This is a genomic window from Glaciecola sp. HA4-3 (genome assembly GCF_055693685.1).
Map to the genome: position 1 here is coordinate 2,646,772 of NZ_CM146340.1, position 19,646 is coordinate 2,666,417.

Genomic DNA, 19,646 nt, shown 5'->3' on the forward strand with positions numbered 1-19,646 from the left:
TAAATATGTAAAAAAAAGGGCCGTTTAATCAATGGCCCTTTTTTTCGTCAGCGCAATACAATCCATTCTTTGTCTAAATACGTTAAAAGCAGGTGAGATTTATTTAAGAGGTATAAAATGAACAAAGTAGCCCTGCGACTTATCATAAGTCTGTATGTGGTTTTGCAAAGTAATGTAGTCTTTGCACAGTCTGACAAAGTACAATTATCACTTGTAGGAAATACCGTTGAGACTTTAATCGCGTCACCAGAGTATTCTGCAAGAGCCGTATCATTAATTAATAGTGCCTTATCTGATAAAACGATAACCATAACCTCAACCACACAGGCTTGGCATGGTAGCGGACTACGAAATGGAACTTATCAAGGCTATATTGACCATTACTCCCTAAGCCCTAAACAAACAAACTATGTCTACTCTGCCCCTTACGCTACACTCCAGCTTCATCTGGCAAGTCGCTCTTCTGATGTAGTTGATGCAAATCGGCTAGATAAGGTTTACAGAGAAAGAATTGGCATTGAAAATAGGTTTGCCAATACCCCTCAATTGCGTGGGATTAGAACGGTAAGTTGGGCCAGAAGCCCTGATTTCTTGACCAATATCCAACAGTTAGGGGATAGGCGAGTCGATTATATTATTGCTGATCGCATAATGATTGAAGAATTCAACAAACTGTTAGCTAAAAAAGGGCAAGAATTACTTTACATGTCGACTAAACCCTTATTTTCAGTGGATATTTCCTTAGGTATTAATGCGAATCAAAGCAACGCACAAAGCATCGTTGATAAGTTAGATAAACAAATAGAAAACTTAAAGGCTGATGGTACTTACGAAGATATTTTTGTTCCATCCAATGATGCACCGTCTATACTAGATGAGCCCTTATACCAAAATATTCTGCGTAAATGGTGAAATGAAACCGGGCTTAATCAGGTCTATTTGTGCAGAATCAAAGTTAATTAATATGGACTATGAATATGAAAAAGGTTTGCATTAACTTCGTAAGTGTTATCGCAATTGTTGCTGTTGTTTTTTTTGGTAACCGCTTCATCCAAACACAACTGGGACAACATGCACTTGGAGCACTCAGCTTTGAGGTTAATTCTTTAGAAGAGGCCACTGCCATTGCTAAGCTTGAGGGAAAGTTAGTACTTGCTGACTACTCTGCGATATGGTGTCCGAGTTGTCGAAGACTTGATAACGAAGTGTTCGCAGACCCTTCTATTGCCGAAAAGATTCAAGAGCGCTTTGTTTATGCAAGACTTGATCATGACACGGTCGAGGGCGAAGCATTTGCTAAGAAGTACGAACTAGTAGGTTTCCCACGAGTGCTCATTCTAGATACTGAAGGTACACTGCTGACTGAAATGCCATTGACCTTTGACCCAGTTGAGTATGCAGGCAATATTGATACTGCAACGGCAGCTTTATTGCCGTTTCTAGAAGAACGCTTGTAAACCTGTCTGCGCTCGACCCAAGATCAAACCATGGATGTCATATGTTCCTTCATAGGTGTTGACTGTTTCGAGATTAACCATGTGTCGAATGACATGAAATTCATCGCTAATGCCGTTGCCACCATGCATGTCTCTTGACTTACGCGCAATATCGAGGGCCTTTGCACAATTGTTACGTTTCATTAACGATATCATCGCCGGATCCATTTTATTTTCATCAATCAAGCGTCCAAGACGCAATGCTCCTTGCAGGCCTAAGGAAATCTCAGTCTGCATGTCTGCCAATTTGTTTTGAAATAACTGGGTTTGTGCTAAAGGACGATTAAATTGGTGTCTATCCAAACCATATTGTCGCGCTCTAAACCAACAATCTTCGGCAGCACCCATCACTCCCCAAGAAATTCCATATCTGGCCATATTCAAGCAGGAAAACGGGCCTTTGAGCCCTTTTACTTTTGGTAAGCGATTGTTACTAGGTACAAATACTTCATCCATCACGATTTCGCCTGTAATCGACGCTTTCAATGATTGTTTTCCTTCAATTTTGGGAGTACTTAAGCCTTTAAATCCTCGTTCAAGTACAAACCCATAGATTTGACCATCACTACTGTCTTTTGCCCATACAACGAATACATCGGCAATAGGACTGTTTGTAATCCACATTTTACTGCCCGAGACGACATAACCACCATCAACCGGTTTTGCGGTTGTTTTCATAGAAGCCGGATCGGAGCCAGCATCAGGTTCTGTTAAACCAAAACAACCGATGTACTCACCAGTGCTAAGCTTGGGTAAATATTTTTGTTTTTGTTGTTCACTGCCAAATTGGTTTATTGGATGCATCACTAATGATGACTGCACACTCATTGCACTTCTATAACCACTATCCACTCGCTCAATTTCTCTAGCAATCAATCCGTAAGCGACATAATTTATGCCGGCACAGCCATATCCTGTAATGGTACTACCTAACAAGCCAGCACTTCCTAGTCTTGTCATTATCGTTGTATCAAATTCCTCTTTTCGATTGGCTAGCACAATGCCTTCTTGCAATTCGCGTTGAGCAAATTCATGTGCACTGTCTCTGATCATTTTTTCTTCGTTGGATAATTGCTCTTCAAGCAGTAAAATATCATTCCAATTAGACAGCATAATTAACTTAACCTTTTGTATATATGCGAGGGACACGCGCAGAAATACGCGTCATTAATTCATAAGCGATCGTACCGATGTGATCTGCAACCTCATTAATAGGTAAGCCCTCACCCCATAACTCAACTTTATCACCAATATTTACGCCTTCTACATCGCTCACATCAAAGGTCAACATATCCATTGATACTCTACCTACAAGCATTATGCGTTGCCCTTTGCAAAGAGCAGGCGTCCCGGTTGGCGCGTGTCTTGGGTAACCATCGCCATATCCCATTGCCACAGTAGCAATAATTGACTCCCGTGGGGCAATCCAAGTTGCACCATATCCAACAGAATCACCTTTTGGTATTTTCCGTATAGCAATAATCGTAGATTCTAAGGAACCAACACAAGACAATTCAATTGGATTATCTTGTGCTTGAAAAGGTGTCGCGCCAAATAAAGCGATGCCAATTCGTACAAAGTCTTGTCTAGATCTATCAAATCGAATATGACTGGCAGAGTTAGCAATACACAGTGGTAAGTTAAATGCTTTTGTCAGCGATAAAAACTCTTGTATTTGGCGATTGGCATGTGCTTGCTCCGGTTCATCTGCACAAGCTAGATGCGTCACTACGACGGTATCTTGATTAAACAAAGAGGATGATTTGTGCAGTATGTCTTTGATTCTGGCAATATCAAAGCCTAAACGATGCATTCCAGTGTCAAATTTTATCCACATTCGACTAGTATGATTACCGCGCTTTAAATGCACTGAATACGCTTGTAGTTGCCAATCACTATGCATCATCCAAGTAATATTTAAGTCTTCACCTTTTTCATAGTCACTAGATGTGTGAGCACCTTGCAACACTAATATAGGTGTAGTGATTCCAGCGTCTCGCAACTCGATTGCTTCACTGAGAAAAGCAACTCCTAACATAGGCGCTTTGTTCTCGAGTAACTTTGCGACTTCAATTGCACCATGTCCATACGCGTCCGCTTTTACTATTGCAACAATTTTGCTAGAAGAAGCAAATGCACAAAGTAAATCATAATTACGCAAGATTGCTGACGTATTTATACGAAGATGTGTATGTCGAGGCACTATAATTTGTCACTTATGGTTATTTCGGTTCGCTTGGCATAAGTGTATGCTAGTCCAAACTGATTTTCATCCAATTCATTGCATCTGAATGACGATTGCGTAAACTTTAGAAAAAATAAAATCCAAGGGCGCCATGTCTTCAATCACCCAGTTACTTGATACCCTAAACAAACCACATATCGACGCTAAACTAACCTCACCTTTACTTGACACCTTACAACAAGATAACAATGCTACGGTACGCATTGTTGGTGAGTCCTTTGAAGGCAGGTCAATAAGGTTAGTAAGTATAGGCAATGGGCCATTAGTTATTTTTGCATGGACACAAATGCATGGTAACGAACCAACAGCAAGTGCAAGTGTATTTGATATTATTGATTCGCTGCTTTCACCACATGAGCTGCCTTTGGCTTTACAAAATTGGTCTGATAGCTTCACCATTCATATACTGCCAATACTGAATCCTGATGGAGCTCATTATAATACAAGAGTTAATGCCCAAGGTATTGATATTAATAGAGATGCATGGGCTTTGCAAAGCCCAGAAGGGTGTATTTTAGACAAACTAATTCAAGATTTGAAGCCTGATATAGCCCTAAACTTGCATGACCAATATCGGTATTTCCAATGTGGCGAAACCAAAAATCCATCGACTATTGCTTTTTTAGCACCTGCATTTGAAGTAACTAAACATATCGATACTACTCGAAGCATTGCCATGGCACTTATTGCTAATATGGCTGAAGCTTTGACTCAAGATATACCAAATAAAGTGGCTCGCTATGACGATACATTTTGTAATCGTTCATTTGGCGATAAACTTTCTGGTATGGGTATTAGCACTATTCTTATCGAATCAGGCTTCCACAAACGCGATCCAAACAGACAAATCGCAAGGGCCATGAACAAAAAAGCAATATTACACATGATGAGTGTCATATGCCGTAGAAATATGCCCTACTCACTTGATAACTTTGTCCATAATGAGCAAGCCATTGAACAGTATTTCGCATTACCTGAAAATATTGAAGAAGGTTTATGCGATTTATTATTGGTGAATCTAAATTTTATCGACAAGACTCCATATCAAGCAAATATTGCAATTAAACAAACTAATCCTAATATCGACGAATATGTTGTAACTAGTATTGGCGACACCGGAAAACTGGCTGGTATCAATGAACAAGCATGTGATGATTTATATTTTGTAAAAGCAAAAACACTTCACATAAAAAATAAGTTAATACTCACTACCAATAAATATATACAATTAATCAAGGATGGTTATTTATATTTTTATGACCCAACCGAAAGTTTAGTGATTAAAACTAACTACCCTACTATACTTGTTAGTGAATACTCACATGGAAAAAATGAAATGCTGCTAGGTAGTCAAGCCAATTTTTTATTAGCTAAGGAAACCGGTCCGGACAAAAATAAAATTGTATGCGCAGTAGCAAATGGTCAATTAATCTCATTAAAGACTAAATGAGATTAAACCTATCAGTCGTTGTGCTATATTCACATTCACGATCACTTTTTTTACTTTTCATCATAAGAAACAACGAATGCCATCATCGTATTTTGTACTATTAAATAGCGTCTATCGTCTGTCCTTGCTTGGTTTAGTCATACTTGTCATATCAAGTTGCACTCATTCGTATTATCAGCTCAAATCAAACAACTCTAGCTTTAGAGTTAAATCTTTAATTATGCATTACACTGCAGTTAATTATGAGGATTCTATTGGATTTTTGGTTAATGAAGGCGGAGGAGTAAGCTCGCACTATCTTGTGCCATCTAAAAACGATCCAACATATCCGTTTTCTACTTTAAAAGTGCTTCAGTTAGTCGATGAGAACGAGCGAGCTTGGCATGCAGGCGTAAGTCATTGGCAAGGTCGTGATGGCCTCAACGATACTTCTATTGGCATTGAGATAGTCAATCAGCCGACCTGTGTCGAACCTGACACGCAAGCAGGTTTTCTTAAACCACGACCTAAATGTACTTTTGTTGAATTTGAAGATGAGCAAGTTGTCTTATTAATTGATTTACTAAAAGGAATATTAGCTCGTCATCCGGATATATCTCCAACAGCTGTCATTGGTCACTCAGATGTCGCCCCCTCTCGTAAATATGATCCAGGTCCAATGTTTCCATGGAAAAAGCTTTATGATGCAGGTATTGGCGCTTGGTATGAGCAAGAAGATTTGCTGAGACACTTAGAGTACTTTTCACAATCTGCTCCTACTATCGGCCTAGTTCAAGAAGCATTTAAGGCATACGGTTATCCGATTAATATTACGGGAAAGTTAGACCGCCAAACTCAAGATGTAATAGGCGCATTTCAAGCCCATTTTCTACCTCAACAAATCAACTATAAACCTGACGTAAATACCTTATCTGCTTTATTTTCGCTTTTACAAAAATATTTCCCAGATGCTCACGATAATTTACTAAGCCGCTTCTTTAGTCAACAAGGCCAAATTGATGACAATAAGCAGCGAAAAGACACGCAACTACACTTGGTTTTTACGCCAAGTCAAACTGAACAATCTCATCCGTTTCTTGCGATGCCAAGCTCAACAAGCTTGACACTAAGTCACTCTGGAATTAAGAGTGCCCAAGTACTTATTAATCAACAACCCATAAACCTTGGGGACACCTTTGAAAACGAAACGAGTGAAACCTTTAATATTAGTAGGCGGGTTATAAAGGGTACAAATATTATATCGGTAAATAATATGGTGGTTGACGATTCAACTGTTCGTGACCAACAGGAACCTTTTATTTCAATTTCTATTCCTTTTCCTGAGTTACAACAAACAACTACTGCTGCTTCCTATGACTTTGCTGCCATCGATGATTCAATTAATCAAGATATCACCAATGGCTTCACTGGCGCTCGCTTACTTGTGGCACACAATGGAGAAATAATCAAAGATTCAAGTTATGGCTATGCACTTAGATATGACGCATTAGGAAATGAGCTTCCATTGCCTACACCTATAACTAAAGATACGCTATTTGACATCGCTTCCCTTAGCAAGGTGTTTGGTACCTCCATGGCAATTCAACACCTTGTGAGCCAAGACCAACTCAATCTAGACGCTCCTCTTTCACGGTATTTTGATGAGTTAGTCGCTAGTAACTTAGGCCTAGTTACTACAAGGGAGCTATTGGGTCATCGCTCAGGTTTGTTGCCTGAAATACAGTTCCACAGGCCTGACAATGAATATGGCGAAGCCTATTTTTCTCAAGATAAAGAATTAACTGAGTTTCTATTACTCAATGGCGTTAACCCAAAGTATGCGCCAAATGAAATAGAACTATATAGTGATACAAACTTTATGCTTTTGGGTTTGTTAGTTGAAAGGATTTCAACAAAAAGCCTTAGCGAAATATCTTGAACAAAATATCTACGCGCCTGTTGGGCTTAGCCATATACTATATAAACCCTTGGAAGCAGGCATCGATAAAATGCAAATCGCAGCGACAGAAATAAGCGGGAACACACGAAACCAGTCTATCAATTTTGACAACATTCGACAGGATGTTATTCAAGGAGAGGTTCACGATGAAAAAGCGTTTTATGCAATGGAGCAAATTTCTGGGCACGCTGGACTATTCTCTGATGCCCATTCTTTAGCGGTATTGTCTCAACTTGTTTTAAATAACGGCGCCTATGGGGAAAGTAACCTTCTTTCAAGGGAAGTCGTGCGTAGCTTTACTTCAGTAGACTCGCCAGAGCGTAATTTTGCACTTGCTTGGCGGGTCCCAAGCGAGCAAAGTACATGGTTGTTTGGTGACTATGCTGGAACTAACGCCTTTGGCCACTCTGCTTGGACGGGTTCAGCAGTGTTGATTGATCCTCAAATCAATCTTATCGTTATTTACCTTACTAACAAAAAACACTCTCCATTTATTACATCGTCAAATGGGCAAGTAGTTTTTTCTGGTGACACCTTTAAAAGTGCTCAATATGGGGACATTGCATCGATGGTTTATGAAGCCGTGCTCTCTGGAAATACTGAAAAATATAATTAACTCGCTAGGAGACTAACTTGGATTGGCTCACAATATTTCCCCCTTTAGTTGCAATACTTGTTGTTCTTTGGAAAAAAGAAGTTATTTTAGCGCTTTTACTTGCCATCGTATGTTCCGAATTACTGTTATTGCTGTTTGCACAGGACAGCTTGTTGCTCGCTCCGGTGAATACTATTGAACGAATTATCAGTACATTGGGCTCTGGTAGCAGCGCTAGAATAATATTATTTAGCCTCTTAGTAGGAGCATTAATCGCTTTTATGAGAGATTCAGGCGGTGTGGCCGCCTTAGTTAATAAATTAGTATCATCTGGGGTAGTTACAACTAAAAAGCGAGCTGGTGGGATCACAATGCTCACAGGACTGGCAATATTTATTGAATCTAATCTTAGCGTGTTAACCTCTGGTATAATGGCACGTGGTTTATTTGATAAATTCAAAATGAGCCGCGCAAGACTTGCTTATATTATTGACTCTACATGTGCACCGGTATGCATTTTAATATTACTTAATGGTTGGGGAGCGTATGTTTTAGGCCTTATAAGCGCATATGATTTACCCCAAAACCCTGTCGTTATTCTGTGGAATACGTTGCCATATAACATATATGCTTGGCTTACGCTTGTTGTTGTTGCTTACACCATTTGGTCAGATAAAACGTTTGGCCCGATGAAGCAAGCCGAAGAGAAATTAAAGCGTATCGATACCGATATCGATGTAAGCCAACCAACTAAAGCAAGGTTCATGCTTATCCCACTCATAATAATGATTGTTGGTATGTTTGCCTTTATGTTTTATACCGGTGAAGGTAACATCACTCAAGGTAGTGGTAGCCGCTCGGTGTTGTATGCAACATTTTTGGCATGCATAGTTGCTTACGCCTTAGTTGTTATGAGCAAGCAAGTTAACCATCAAGGAGCCGTAAAACTTGGCTTCTCAGGTATGAGTGAACTCTTACCTTTGGTCACAATAGTGCTTTTATCAATAAGCTTAGGTGCAAGCCTAAAATTATTGGGGACCGGGGCATTTGTTTCGAATGTAGTAGGCGCTTACTTACCTATTATACTTGTAGTACCCATGTTGTTTATTGCAGGTGGGGTTATTTCATTCACTACTGGTACATCATGGGGTACATTTGCCATTTTAATCCCCATTGGTATGCCGTTGGCACAGTCACTAGGAATCCCGCCTGAATTTGTGTTAGCGGCTATTCTTGGTGGCGGCATATTTGGTGATCATTGCTCTCCAATCTCAGATACGACCGCCGTATCATCATTGGCCGCCGGTTGTGATTTACTAGAGCATGTCAAAACACAGCTGCCCTACGCCCTTGCTGTGGGCGCAGTAACAATCACAGTTTATATATTATTAAGTGCAGTATTGATCTAGTTTATTAATTGGAACTGAGCTGATGAAGTTTGGCTTTGCAAGCCAAAGTGTCCCAAAGAATACGTAAAGCTTGAAAGCTCATTCCATATACGCGAAGTATGTACACCATTTATATTACATGTGCCTGTCGCGCATACTATTTGGTCAAAATTGCTTTTGATACTATACACTTTGGCGGCTATCGCAACGCCGTTCAAACTGTTTAACAAAGGGCTATTGATTGATAAACCATATCGACCACAAGTTGAAGACGGCACATTAAACGGATAGTAACCGCACGTTCGTAAACTTCGAAGTGCACCAGCAATGCCTACAAACGTGTCGACACGGTTAGCGACGTTTAATTTATTAATCTGTTGAATGGCCAAGGTCACTCCCATAGAGTGGCCTATAACATCAATTTTGCCTGTGCATGAACGTGCCAACGCGGTCGTAATCGCTTGTCTTACAGGAGTTTCTTCAAATCCACTATGATTATTACAAGCTGCACAGGACTTACTTCCCCAATCTGGAGTAATAATGTCGTTATTACTATACCCATTGTTCAATAGTCGATTGATCGTGTTATTCCAGCTAGAGGGAGAAGCCGCGTTACCGTGCACTAATACAACAGTATCTTTACAAGCAAATGCTACGCTTGAAAAAAAACATAAGAAACCAATAAGACCGTGCTTAATTGACATTTTCATAGTAAATTCACTCGATTGTTAATATGATATTAACAATATTTACATATCGGCTACTTTTACATAGTACTTTCGTACAGGCAATATCTGTACGCGAATCCTAATCAACGGTAGGCGAGATTAACACTACAAGGTAAATTGGGTTATTAAGTGACAACTAATCAAGTATATTCAGATTGTGAAGCCGATTATTTAGTGGTTGGAGCAGGTGCTAGTGGTTTAGCCTTTGTTGATACTTTATTAAGTGAATCAAACCATAGCGTTATCATTGTTGATAAACATCATAAGCCCGGTGGTCATTGGAATGACGTCTATTCATTTGTCACTTTGCATCAACCATCGAGCTTTTATGGGGTCAATTCAAAAGAGTTAAGTAATGGTTGCATCGACAAAGTAGGTCTAAACAAAGGTCTCAATGAACTTGCCTCAGGTGCTGAAGTACAAGCGTATTTTGATAATGTTATGCGTGAAACTATTTTACCTAGTGGCAGAGTACAATACTTTCCCATGTGCGAGTATTTAGGAAAAGGCAAAGTCAAGCATCTAGTTAGTGGTAAAGAGTTTTCAGTTCGTTACGACAAAAAAAGAGTAGATGCGACCTATTATAAAACAGCCGTTCCATCGACACATACTCCTAAGTTTACGATGGAGCAAAGCATAACCCTAGTGCCCCCAAACGACTTACCGACAATACTCACCAAAGCCCCCAATGACTATAAACATATCAGCGTTTTAGGTGGCGGTAAAACAGCTATTGATAGCATATTATGGATGATCCAAAACGGCGTTAACGCTGATAATATTACGTGGTACATGCCGCGAGACGCTTGGCTTCTTGATAGAGCAAACATTCAACCAAGTCCCGAGTTTTTCATACCGTTTGCTCAATCTCAAGCTAACCAGATGGAAGCCATTGCAAATTCAACATCAAAACAAGATTTGTTTTTACGCCTTGAAAGCAGTGGCGTGATGATGCGCATTGATACCAATATTGAACCAGAAATGTTTCATGGCGCAACCATATCTAAAGCTGAACTTGCACTACTTAAAACAGTTAAAAATATTGTTAGAAAGGGCAGAGTAAAGAACATCACAACTGAAAAAGTTAGTTTGACAGAAGGTGAATATTTACCGCGCCCACATAGTTTATATGTAGATTGTACGGCAAGTGCAATAACTGAGCTTAACATTAAACCTGTTTTTGAAGATAAGTTAATTACTATTCAAACTGTAAGAGCCTATCAACCAACCTTTAGTGCAGCCTTTATTGCGCATCTAGAAGTGAAATATGCAGATGTACATAAAAAAAATCAATTAAGTAAAGTAGTTCCATTACCAAATACAGTTGATGATTGGATTGATATGACCTATCGAAATATGATGAATCAATTCTTTTGGTCCAAAGAGCCTTAGCATAAAGGAATGGTTAGTGTCTCATCGCTTAGATGGATTTACCAAGTTAGTCAGAAGCGTCAAATTTTATGAAATAAGTAAGCTTAAAATCCTCAATCGCATGAGAAAAGCAGCCAAACCTGCCATCACAAAGTTAAAGGCATACCGGCAAGAATAAGTACGTAATGATACGAATTTTAGTCAGTAGCAAACAAACTACTAAGCTCATTAAAATATTTAAACTCTAGCGCGTTCCCAGCTGGGTCATATACAAAGAACGTCCCCTGCTCCCCAGCTTGACCTTCAAACCGAATGTAAGGCGCTATTTCAAACCTTACATCGTTAAGTGTAAGCGTGTTTGCCAACTCGTGCCAATGTGCTTTTTCAAGCACCAAACCGAAATGAGGTAGGGGTACGGCTTTGTTATCGACCTCATTGGGCATGATTTTATCTGGCATTTGCGCGACCAAATGAGTCACTAATTGGTGTCCATAAAAGTTCCAGTCTATCCAATGCGCACTGCTTCGCCCTTGTTCGCAACCAATGATTTGTGCGTAAAAATGCTTTGCCTTTACTAAATCATTGACAGGAATAGCAAGATGAAAGGGGCGCAACATAGAATATCCTTTTTTAAAAGCTACTTCTAAAAGTAACTATCTATTTTAAAAACTGCCTAATGACCCAAGACTTTAGCTTGTTAAATGGCATATATCGCAACGAGTTTTCAAAACTAAAACTGCGTGCAAGTACAGACTTATAGTGAGAGAACGAATCAAATCCATACTTTCCATGATAGTTACCCATTCCACTGGTGCCCACTCCACCAAACGGAAGTTCTGGATTTAACATAAACATGCTAGTGTCATTGATACAAATCGATCCTGCGCTAATAGTATCGACAACATTTTGTTGAAGGCTTTGATCTTGTGCAAACAAATATGCGGCGAGTGGTTTCGGGCGTTGCTGGATAAATTGCAACATATCATTCGTATCTGTGAAGGTAATAATGGGTAAAATCGGACCAAAAATCTCTTCGCTCATCAAAGCACTATCTATATCAGGGTTGACTACGACAGTTGGCGCCAAATAACGAGCCGCTATGTCATGTTGCCCGCCGACAACAACGTTTTGCCCATCAAGATAATCCACTAAACGTTGACAATGACGTTGATTAATTACACGGCCATAAAAGCGATTTTTCTGTGTATTCTTTTTGTATTGTTTAACAATTGTCTTTTTTAAGGCCGCAACCACGTTATCTAGGTTACTATGATGTACTAATAAATAATCGGGGGCGATGCAGGTTTGACCTACATTCATAAATTTACCCCATACTATTCTACTAATTGATGTATTAAGATTAGCGCTTTTATCTATGATGCACGGGCTTTTTCCACCTAACTCAAGCGTAACAGGAGTTAAATGTTTTGCCGCAGCATGCATCACGATTTTACCGACATGCTCGCCACCAGTATAAAAAATCTTATCAAAGGGTAATTCTAATAAATCGCCTGTTGGTTCTTTCCCGCCTTGAACTACCGCAATCGCGTTCATATCAAGATACTGCGGCAAGAGCTTTGCGATCAGTGCTGAGGTTGCTTCTGATAACTCCGACGGTTTGACAATAACGCAATTACCCGCGCAAATTGCAGCCAACATTGGGCTTAGCGCTAACTGGAATGGATAATTCCATGCTCCTATCACCAAGCACGTACCTAAAGGTTCAGCGATGGTATAACTGCGTCCGGGAAAGGCAATAAGTGGCGTTGACTTTCTATTTGGTTTGACCCACTTATCTACATTTTTTAATAGATATTTGACATCTTTAATAAGATAGCCAATTTCTGTCGTAAATGCTTCTTCGGCGGATTTATTAAGATCTTGCATCAAAGCATTCGCTATTGACGCTTCCTCTTTTTCTAAAAGAGTCAAAAATGCATTTAATTGACGTTTTCGCCAAGCAATTGAGCGTGTCGCGCCTGACGCAAAATAGTCATCGAGCTTCTCTTTAGTTTGCTTTATGCCTTCGGCTGTATGCAAACTAGAATGACTTGGCAAACTTACTATTGATGCGCTATTTTGTGTCATAACATGCCTTTTGTAATGTGGTCTGCCTATTACACCGAATAAGGGTCTCGAAGTACCATCGTATGTGCTCTATCGGGGCCAGTTGAAATAATATCAACAGGTACACCCGTTATTTCTTCAATGCGCTTTATATACGCAAGCGCTGCAGGTGGAAGATCATCAAGTGAAGTCACACCAAACGTGTTGTCACTCCAACCAGACATCTCTTCATAAACAGGTGTGACTAATTCATAGCCTTCTGCTGCAAGAGGTGGCACTGAACTAATATTACCTTGTGCATCTTTATACCCAACACAAATATTCAGCGATTCCAAACCATCAAGCACGTCCAGCTTTGTTAAGCAAAAACCTGTAATTGAATTTAGCTGTACAGCACGTTTTATGGCTACAGCATCAAACCAACCGGTGCGACGCTTGCGTCCGGTTGTCGCTCCAAACTCATGACCTTTAACACCAAGATGTTGGCCAACATCACAGTCTAATTCAGTTGGGAATGGTCCAGAACCTACTCTAGTTGTATATGCTTTAACAATACCTAATACATAATCGATATTAAGAGGCCCAAAACCAGCGCCTGTCGCCACACCACCTACTGTTGTATTAGATGAAGTTACATATGGATAAGTTCCATGATCGATGTCTAATAAGGTGCCTTGTGCACCTTCAAACATAATGGTATCGCCATTTAATCGAGCAGTTTCAAGAAGATCAGTAACATCCACTGTCATGGATTTAAGCAAATCAGCAACTTCTAGCGCTTGTTTTAAAACCGTTTCATAGTCCAAAGGACTTGCTTTGTAATATTCAGTCAACATGAAATTATGATATTGCATAATTTCTTTTAGTTTTGCTGCAAAATCCGTGGCGTTAAATAAATCGCCGACGCGTAAGCCTCTTCGAGATACTTTGTCCTCGTAAGCTGGTCCTATTCCACGCCCTGTTGTGCCAATTGCTTTGTTGCCTCTAGCAAGTTCTCTGGCGACATCTAATTCAATATGAAAAGGAAGAATAAGTGGACAAGCTTCACTAATTTTAAGGCGCTCTTTTACTGGTACACCGCGCTCTTCGAGCATCTTCATTTCTGTCAACAAAGCTTCGGGGCTAAGGACAACGCCATTGCCAATTACGCAAGTGACATTTTCGCGCAATATGCCAGAGGGGATTAAATGAAGGACGGTTTTTTCACCATCAATAACCAAGGTATGACCCGCATTGTGGCCCCCTTGATATCGGACTACATAAGAAACTTGCTCGGTTAACAAGTCAACAACTTTACCTTTGCCTTCGTCACCCCACTGGGTGCCTAGCACAACTACATTTTTAGCCATGAATACAAACTGTTTGTGAATTAAAGCGCGAGTTTAGCAAAAAAAGTCGCGCTTGTTGACCACAAAATAGACCGAGTTATTTAATTTTTTGCTAATAAGGTATATTGAGATTCGAAAAACAAACAAATATTAATATAACAAGCTATAAACTTTGCGCCTAAAGGTTGATTTTAAGGGATCGCCATCCGCTAAAGCATTGATCATATCCAACATTATCTTCTTAGCGTCTTTATAGTTGATATCTTTAGTAATCACCGCAAATAACAAGCTAAGAGCTTCTTCAGATTTATGAGCTTGTTGTAACTGTATCGCAAGCTCAATTTTAATATCAAAGTCATCAGGGTTTTTGGCATGCTTTTCCTGTAGTTCAATAAGTTCTGGCGATTCTGATGCTTTTTCGGCCAATTCGATTTTACCGACTACCGCATGGTAATCAGCATGTTGATCGGCCAAGCCGACCTTTGCAATTGTTGCTTTTGCAAGCTCTATGTTACCTACTTCAAGACTAGCATCTGCAAAAGCAATATTGATTTGGGGATCGTTATCAACAATATCATGGGCTTGTTTCAATAAGGTAAAAGCATTTTGGTAGTCCGCTTCAGATATAGCGACTAAAGCTTGTTGATAAAGTTCTTGCTCTGGCTTAGGTAAATAAGCTGAAAACGTTTGTTGTAATTGTTGCTCATCTTGAGACCCTGTAAAGCCGTCAATAGGTTGTCCATCTTTAATCAACATGGTGGTAGGTAAGTTTCTGACACCAAACTGACCAACAATTTCTTGTTGCTCATCGCAATTGACTGTGGCGAGTAACATCGCATTGGGATAGGCCGAAACGAAGTTCTGAATAATAGGAAGTTGAGCCATGGATGCTTCATCCCAAGGCGCATAAAAATATACTACTAGTAGACGTTTCGCGGATTCATCCACAACCACAGACCTAAAGTTTTCAAGGTTTAAGGCAAGCTCGTTGTTGCTTGGTGCTAGGGCCTCTTGTGGTGAAGACGCCAAAGGGACTTGCGGAGGTGTTTGATTATTCATTGTATATTGGCACTTATGTAATTTATTCGGTTATGTAATAAAAAGTATGGGCAATTTGAGAATTATCAACTGGATCTGGCATACGATTTAGGAGCTTGCTACTATGGACAGATGAAGTTTACTTCATAAACTTTACTATATTTATAATGGCAGGTGCAAAAAATGACTGAACAAAAGTACACAAGCTTTAAAGCGTTTTATCCCTATTACCTAAGCGAGCATCAAAATCCAACATGCCGTTTGTTGCACTTTATTGGTTCAGCACTTATTTTAGCGCTTATCGCTTATTGCTTGATAAGTCACACATACATTTGGCTGTGGTTCATCCCGGTAATTGGTTATGGTTTTGCTTGGGTAGGGCACTTCTTTTATGAACATAACAAACCAGCGACATTTACCTACCCTTTTTATAGCTTTATGGGCGACTGGGTTATGTTTAAAGATATATTAACAGGTAAGATTAAAATTAAAGAATAAAAGCCCATTAAGTATTACCCTTAATGGGCTTTGTTTAATATTATGACTTCTTAGCGGTCACTTTCAAAACACGGCCATCTGTCGAATCAGTAAGCACATAGATACTGCCATCTGGACCTTGTACAACATCTCTGATGCGCCCTTTTTCTTCTTTGAGCATCTCATGTTGTGCAACAACTTGATTGTTTTCATCAAGCTCTAAGCGTCGAAGATGTTGGAATTTTAAAGACCCTATCAACAAATCACCTTGCCACTGTTTAAACATACTACCGGTATAAAAGGTCATCCCGCTAGGTGCAATAGAAGGATCCCAATAAGTAAGGGGCTGTTCCATTCCTTCCATTTGCGTTTTGTCAGTGAATACAGAATTATCATAGTTTATGCCATAGCTGATAGTAGGCCATCCGTAATTGTTTCCAGAGGCAAGTATGTTCACTTCATCCCCGCCTTTTGGCCCATGCTCGTGCGTCCATATTTCGCCTGTTTCAGGATGCATCGTCATACCTTGAACATTTCGGTGACCATAAGTGAATACATCATCATCGCCTTCTTTACCCACAAACGGGTTATCTGTAGGAATACTTCCGTCTGGCAATAATCGAACAACCTTGCCAAAGTGACCAGTTAATTCTTGGGACTTTTCTCTAAACCCGCCTCTATCCCCTAGAGATACAAACATATGCTCAGATTCGTCAAAGGTAATTCTGCAACCAAAATGGAAACTAGGCTCTACTTTCGGTAAAGCAATAAATACGGGCTTAACGTCAACCAATTCGTTCCCTTTAAGCGTACCTGCGTGAACTTCTGAGCCACTACCGCCTTCACCTTCGATATTCAGGCACACGTAAACTAACTGGTTATTTGCAAAATCAGGATGAATCGCTAAACCCAACATACCGCCTTGCCCACTCACTTTTGCTGAAGGTAAACCGCTTATTTCAGGCGACAACTCGCCGTCTTGTGATAAACGTCTTAAACCACCTGCACGTTCAGTAATTAACGCATCTCCATTTGGTAAAAAGGCTATTCCCCAAGGATTTTTAAGCCCACTAGCAACTTCCGTTACAATATAGTCCTTACCACTATGTTCGCCATGCCCATCAGCGTGGCTCATAAATGATAAACTCAAGGCAAGTGAACTTGCAAAAAGTGTAAATTTAGTACTGGTTTTCATATTTTCTCCAAGTTCTATAAGGTTGCGCGCAACATCCATGGCTGTTTTCTCGTGAACCACCATTCTGTCACCAACTAAAGAAGCAGTTGACTCATCATCGGCTTGCTGAGCTACTTTTAATACACTACGACAGGTCTTAACAACTGCTTCATGACCTTGTAATAAAATATTGACCATCTCTTTAGCTTCGGGCACGCCATCTGTTTCTTTAATACTGCTTAGCTGAGCAAAAGATCTATATGTGCCTGTGGGCTGCTACCCCTAATGTTCTGATTCGTTCAGCTACATCATCTACTGCAGTGGCAAGTTCTGTGTAATGCTCTTCAAACATTAAATGCAATTCTCTGAATTGAGGACCGGTAACATTCCAATGAAAATTGTGAGTTTGTAAGTACAAAGTATAAGAGTCAGCTAGGAGTCTTTTTAGGCCCTGTGCAATAGCGATCCTGTCTTGTTCATTTATACCAATATCAATTTTATTCATAGTTAAACTCTTTACTTAGTTAAAGGGATGTAAAAGTGGGCGTGTATATAATATCGATCACTCGTTTATTGACTTACATCACGAATATTAAATACTTGCTTAAGACGTGAATCATCCGAAAATATCAACTCAATTTCGATTTCGTTGCCTGCTTCTAACGGGCCTGTTAAACCCATTAACATGATATGTTTGCCATAAGGCGAAAATGAAACCGTATCGCCTGCTTTGATAACTACGCCCTCTTCGAGTTCTTGCATGCTCATCATGTCATTTTCCATAACGGTATGATGAAGCTGGGCCATTGACGCAATTGATGTATCAACCATTACTCGTGTCACAACAATATCTTGTTGACCAGTGTTACCTAAATTCATATAAGCAGCGCCTGCCTTTGCCAACGCAAACGTAGCTCTAGCCCATGCCCCATCAATGCTTGCATATGACGCCATTGTTGCTTCTGTTTCCTTTTCGTTTGACTGAGCTGCTGATAAATTAAAAGCCATAATACAAACAGCAAACATGATAACAATTCGATTAAACACAATATTTCTCCAATTAATGTGTAGAGTGTAGTTCAAATACTGATGGTTGGTATTAGATTATGGGGATAAACCTGAAGCGCTTCAAGCAATAGAGCATGTTAATTTTGATGATTAAAAAGAGAGATGTACACGCCCAGATTATCTTTTGGGCGTGTTATATGGCTATGGTTGATTGATAGTAAAGTTCTCGCTTGCGCTAAAACTATTAAATACGTCATCAATTTTAAATTCAACTATATATTCACCTATGAAATGAAGGTTCCTCTTCACTTAATTCAAAGGTTACTTCATTTATAGTGCGTCCGGCGAGCGATTGTCTGTCAATAGTATTTCCATCAGGACCTACTAATCGCAAACTCATAAAGCCATTAGGGTTGAAGTTAAATGTCGCGACAATATCTATTGTACTGACACATATTTCTTCGCCCAGAAATTCAGTACTACAATAGTTCGCATTCGCTTCAAAGTTTACTATACGCAATGGACCTGAACCAATTGAACTTTCTCCTAACTCTTCATTTTGCGCTTCAACCTCGCTCAAACGAGCAAGCAACTGCGCATTATCCGAGCTCAACTGTTCAATCTGAGCTTGCAATGAAGCGACGCTCTCGTCAGTTTGCGTCGTAGCATCAGGGATTAGAGTTTCAAGCTCCGCTATCCTGGCGATAAGCGATTCATTCTCTTGTGTAGCTTCTGCTAGTTGCGTTTCTAATGCGTCGTTCTGATCATCAGATGCACCTTCTAACAAACGAGCATTTTGCTCTTGCGCTTCAAGTAATTGAGCTTGTAATGCACTAATTTGTTCTGAATTGTCCTGCGTTGATATTTGATTTGTTTCACTCTGCAAGTTAGTAATTGTTGAGCGCAGTTCCTCAAGTTCAGAAACATTATCGGCCAGTTTAGCGGTACAGGCGATTTGCTCGTTTTGAGTCTGAATTAAACGCGTTTGCAAACCAGCCATTTCTTGACTTGGTTCTGGCGTCTCACACTGTTGTATTACTGTTTCACTCGGCGCTACCGCGCTTTGCTCCGTGCCCGATGCTTTTAACTGAGCTATTTGCGTCTCAAACTCTGCCACCTTCTCTTCAAACACCGCAGATTCAGCAGAAAGCGCCTTGTTTTCTGCAATCAATGTTTGAACATAGTCTTGCTCGGGTGTCGTTGTTTGCAATGCCTGAATAAAGAAAAAAGTCGCAATGATAATAAGTAGCGAAATCGCCCCTATTACTATTTTCCCAGCATGCCGATACACATTTTCCATAGTATCTACATTATCCTAATATTCGTGTTTTTATGATCCCGT

Annotated in this window: 18 protein-coding genes and 1 pseudogene; 8 read left to right on the top strand and 11 right to left on the bottom strand. The window is 39.9% G+C overall.

Annotation, left to right across the window (positions count from 1 at the left end; all coding sequences use genetic code 11):
- The first annotated feature begins 117 nt into the window (after positions 1-117).
- Complete coding sequence (locus ACZ1G6_RS12685) at positions 118-912, top strand: substrate-binding periplasmic protein (RefSeq protein ID WP_472616613.1); 795 nt, start codon at positions 118-120, stop codon at positions 910-912.
- A gap of 65 nt (positions 913-977) precedes the next feature.
- Entirely contained in the window at positions 978-1,457 is a 480-nt protein-coding gene (locus ACZ1G6_RS12690; RefSeq protein WP_472616614.1) for a thioredoxin family protein, read from the top strand.
- Here the strand turns inward: ACZ1G6_RS12690 and ACZ1G6_RS12695 are convergent.
- Both ACZ1G6_RS12695 and alr read right to left on the bottom strand, forming a co-directional pair.
- Entirely contained in the window at positions 1,440-2,609 is a 1,170-nt protein-coding gene (locus ACZ1G6_RS12695; protein WP_472616615.1) for an acyl-CoA dehydrogenase, read from the bottom strand. The two genes, ACZ1G6_RS12690 and ACZ1G6_RS12695, sit on opposite strands and share 18 nt — an antisense overlap.
- Before the next feature lie 7 nt (positions 2,610-2,616).
- Complete coding sequence (gene alr, locus ACZ1G6_RS12700) at positions 2,617-3,699, bottom strand: alanine racemase (protein ID WP_472616616.1); 1,083 nt, start codon at positions 3,697-3,699, stop codon at positions 2,617-2,619.
- Positions 3,700-3,832: 133 nt separating this feature from the next.
- Between alr and ACZ1G6_RS12705 the strand changes: the two genes are divergently transcribed.
- From ACZ1G6_RS12705 to ACZ1G6_RS12720, 4 genes are all read left to right on the top strand, one after another.
- Positions 3,833-5,191 (top strand): M14 family zinc carboxypeptidase, encoded by a 1,359-nt coding sequence (locus ACZ1G6_RS12705; protein WP_472616617.1) that lies wholly within the window; start codon positions 3,833-3,835, stop codon positions 5,189-5,191.
- A 76-nt stretch (positions 5,192-5,267) separates the two neighbouring features.
- Positions 5,268-7,109, top strand: coding sequence for a serine hydrolase (locus ACZ1G6_RS12710; protein WP_472616618.1), 1,842 nt, complete (start codon positions 5,268-5,270; stop codon positions 7,107-7,109).
- Positions 7,069-7,746: a serine hydrolase gene (locus tag ACZ1G6_RS12715; protein WP_472616619.1), complete on the top strand. Its 678-nt coding sequence runs from the start codon at positions 7,069-7,071 to the stop codon at positions 7,744-7,746. Before ACZ1G6_RS12710 ends, ACZ1G6_RS12715 begins: the two co-directional genes overlap by 41 nt.
- 17 nt (positions 7,747-7,763) lie before the next feature.
- Complete coding sequence (locus ACZ1G6_RS12720) at positions 7,764-9,134, top strand: Na+/H+ antiporter NhaC family protein (protein WP_472616620.1); 1,371 nt, start codon at positions 7,764-7,766, stop codon at positions 9,132-9,134.
- Here the strand turns inward: ACZ1G6_RS12720 and ACZ1G6_RS12725 are convergent.
- Complete coding sequence (locus tag ACZ1G6_RS12725) at positions 9,131-9,823, bottom strand: esterase/lipase family protein (RefSeq protein WP_472616621.1); 693 nt, start codon at positions 9,821-9,823, stop codon at positions 9,131-9,133. The genes ACZ1G6_RS12720 and ACZ1G6_RS12725 overlap by 4 nt on opposite strands.
- Positions 9,824-9,970: 147 nt before the next feature.
- Here ACZ1G6_RS12725 and ACZ1G6_RS12730 point away from each other — a divergent pair, with 147 nt between their 5' ends.
- The gene (locus tag ACZ1G6_RS12730; protein ID WP_472616622.1) at positions 9,971-11,233 is read left to right on the top strand and encodes an NAD(P)-binding protein; all 1,263 of its coding nucleotides are present in this window, start codon (positions 9,971-9,973) and stop codon (positions 11,231-11,233) included.
- Positions 11,234-11,409: 176 nt separating this feature from the next.
- Here the strand turns inward: ACZ1G6_RS12730 and ACZ1G6_RS12735 are convergent, their stop codons facing one another.
- The 4 genes from ACZ1G6_RS12735 to ACZ1G6_RS12750 all read right to left on the bottom strand — a co-directional run bounded on the left by ACZ1G6_RS12735 (position 11,410) and on the right by ACZ1G6_RS12750 (position 15,666).
- The gene (locus tag ACZ1G6_RS12735; RefSeq protein WP_472616623.1) at positions 11,410-11,829 is read right to left on the bottom strand and encodes a VOC family protein; all 420 of its coding nucleotides are present in this window, start codon (positions 11,827-11,829) and stop codon (positions 11,410-11,412) included.
- Between the two features lie 40 nt (positions 11,830-11,869).
- Positions 11,870-13,300: an aldehyde dehydrogenase family protein gene (locus tag ACZ1G6_RS12740; protein WP_472616624.1), complete on the bottom strand. Its 1,431-nt coding sequence runs from the start codon at positions 13,298-13,300 to the stop codon at positions 11,870-11,872.
- Between the two features lie 29 nt (positions 13,301-13,329).
- Positions 13,330-14,628 carry an adenylosuccinate synthase gene (locus tag ACZ1G6_RS12745; protein ID WP_472616625.1) on the bottom strand — a complete coding sequence of 433 codons (1,299 nt, stop codon included), beginning with the start codon at positions 14,626-14,628 and terminating at the stop codon, positions 13,330-13,332.
- 129 nt (positions 14,629-14,757) lie between these two features.
- Positions 14,758-15,666 (bottom strand): tetratricopeptide repeat protein, encoded by a 909-nt coding sequence (locus ACZ1G6_RS12750; RefSeq protein ID WP_472616626.1) that lies wholly within the window; start codon positions 15,664-15,666, stop codon positions 14,758-14,760.
- 162 nt (positions 15,667-15,828) lie between these two features.
- Here ACZ1G6_RS12750 and ACZ1G6_RS12755 point away from each other — a divergent pair, with 162 nt between their 5' ends.
- Positions 15,829-16,143 carry an Mpo1-like protein gene (locus tag ACZ1G6_RS12755; RefSeq protein ID WP_472616627.1) on the top strand — a complete coding sequence of 105 codons (315 nt, stop codon included), beginning with the start codon at positions 15,829-15,831 and terminating at the stop codon, positions 16,141-16,143.
- Positions 16,144-16,183: 40 nt separating this feature from the next.
- Here the strand turns inward: ACZ1G6_RS12755 and ACZ1G6_RS12760 are convergent, their stop codons facing one another.
- From ACZ1G6_RS12760 to ACZ1G6_RS12775, 4 genes and pseudogenes are all read right to left on the bottom strand, one after another.
- On the bottom strand, positions 16,184-17,317 hold the full coding sequence (locus tag ACZ1G6_RS12760) for a PQQ-dependent sugar dehydrogenase (RefSeq protein WP_472616628.1): 1,134 nt from the start codon (positions 17,315-17,317) through the stop codon (positions 16,184-16,186).
- A 14-nt stretch (positions 17,318-17,331) separates the two neighbouring features.
- Positions 17,332-17,801, bottom strand: a pseudogene (locus ACZ1G6_RS12765) (Dps family protein).
- 65 nt (positions 17,802-17,866) lie between these two features.
- On the bottom strand, positions 17,867-18,343 hold the full coding sequence (locus ACZ1G6_RS12770; protein ID WP_472616629.1) for a copper chaperone PCu(A)C: 477 nt from the start codon (positions 18,341-18,343) through the stop codon (positions 17,867-17,869).
- A gap of 241 nt (positions 18,344-18,584) precedes the next feature.
- Positions 18,585-19,604, bottom strand: coding sequence for a hypothetical protein (locus tag ACZ1G6_RS12775; RefSeq protein WP_472616630.1), 1,020 nt, complete (start codon positions 19,602-19,604; stop codon positions 18,585-18,587).
- Between the last annotated feature and the right edge of the window lie 42 nt (positions 19,605-19,646).

Coding starts and splice junctions, on each gene's coding strand:
- ACZ1G6_RS12685 (WP_472616613.1), top strand. CDS start 118: ATGAACAAAGTAGCCCTGCGACTTATCATAAGTCTGTATGTGGTTTTG.
- ACZ1G6_RS12690 (WP_472616614.1), top strand. CDS start 978: ATGAAAAAGGTTTGCATTAACTTCGTAAGTGTTATCGCAATTGTTGCT.
- ACZ1G6_RS12695 (WP_472616615.1), bottom strand. CDS start 2,609: ATGCTGTCTAATTGGAATGATATTTTACTGCTTGAAGAGCAATTATCC.
- ACZ1G6_RS12705 (WP_472616617.1), top strand. CDS start 3,833: ATGTCTTCAATCACCCAGTTACTTGATACCCTAAACAAACCACATATC.
- ACZ1G6_RS12710 (WP_472616618.1), top strand. CDS start 5,268: ATGCCATCATCGTATTTTGTACTATTAAATAGCGTCTATCGTCTGTCC.
- ACZ1G6_RS12725 (WP_472616621.1), bottom strand. CDS start 9,823: ATGAAAATGTCAATTAAGCACGGTCTTATTGGTTTCTTATGTTTTTTT.
- ACZ1G6_RS12735 (WP_472616623.1), bottom strand. CDS start 11,829: ATGTTGCGCCCCTTTCATCTTGCTATTCCTGTCAATGATTTAGTAAAG.
- ACZ1G6_RS12740 (WP_472616624.1), bottom strand. CDS start 13,300: ATGACACAAAATAGCGCATCAATAGTAAGTTTGCCAAGTCATTCTAGT.
- ACZ1G6_RS12745 (WP_472616625.1), bottom strand. CDS start 14,628: ATGGCTAAAAATGTAGTTGTGCTAGGCACCCAGTGGGGTGACGAAGGC.
- ACZ1G6_RS12750 (WP_472616626.1), bottom strand. CDS start 15,666: ATGAATAATCAAACACCTCCGCAAGTCCCTTTGGCGTCTTCACCACAA.
- ACZ1G6_RS12755 (WP_472616627.1), top strand. CDS start 15,829: ATGACTGAACAAAAGTACACAAGCTTTAAAGCGTTTTATCCCTATTAC.
- ACZ1G6_RS12760 (WP_472616628.1), bottom strand. CDS start 17,317: ATGAAAACCAGTACTAAATTTACACTTTTTGCAAGTTCACTTGCCTTG.
- ACZ1G6_RS12775 (WP_472616630.1), bottom strand. CDS start 19,604: ATGGAAAATGTGTATCGGCATGCTGGGAAAATAGTAATAGGGGCGATT.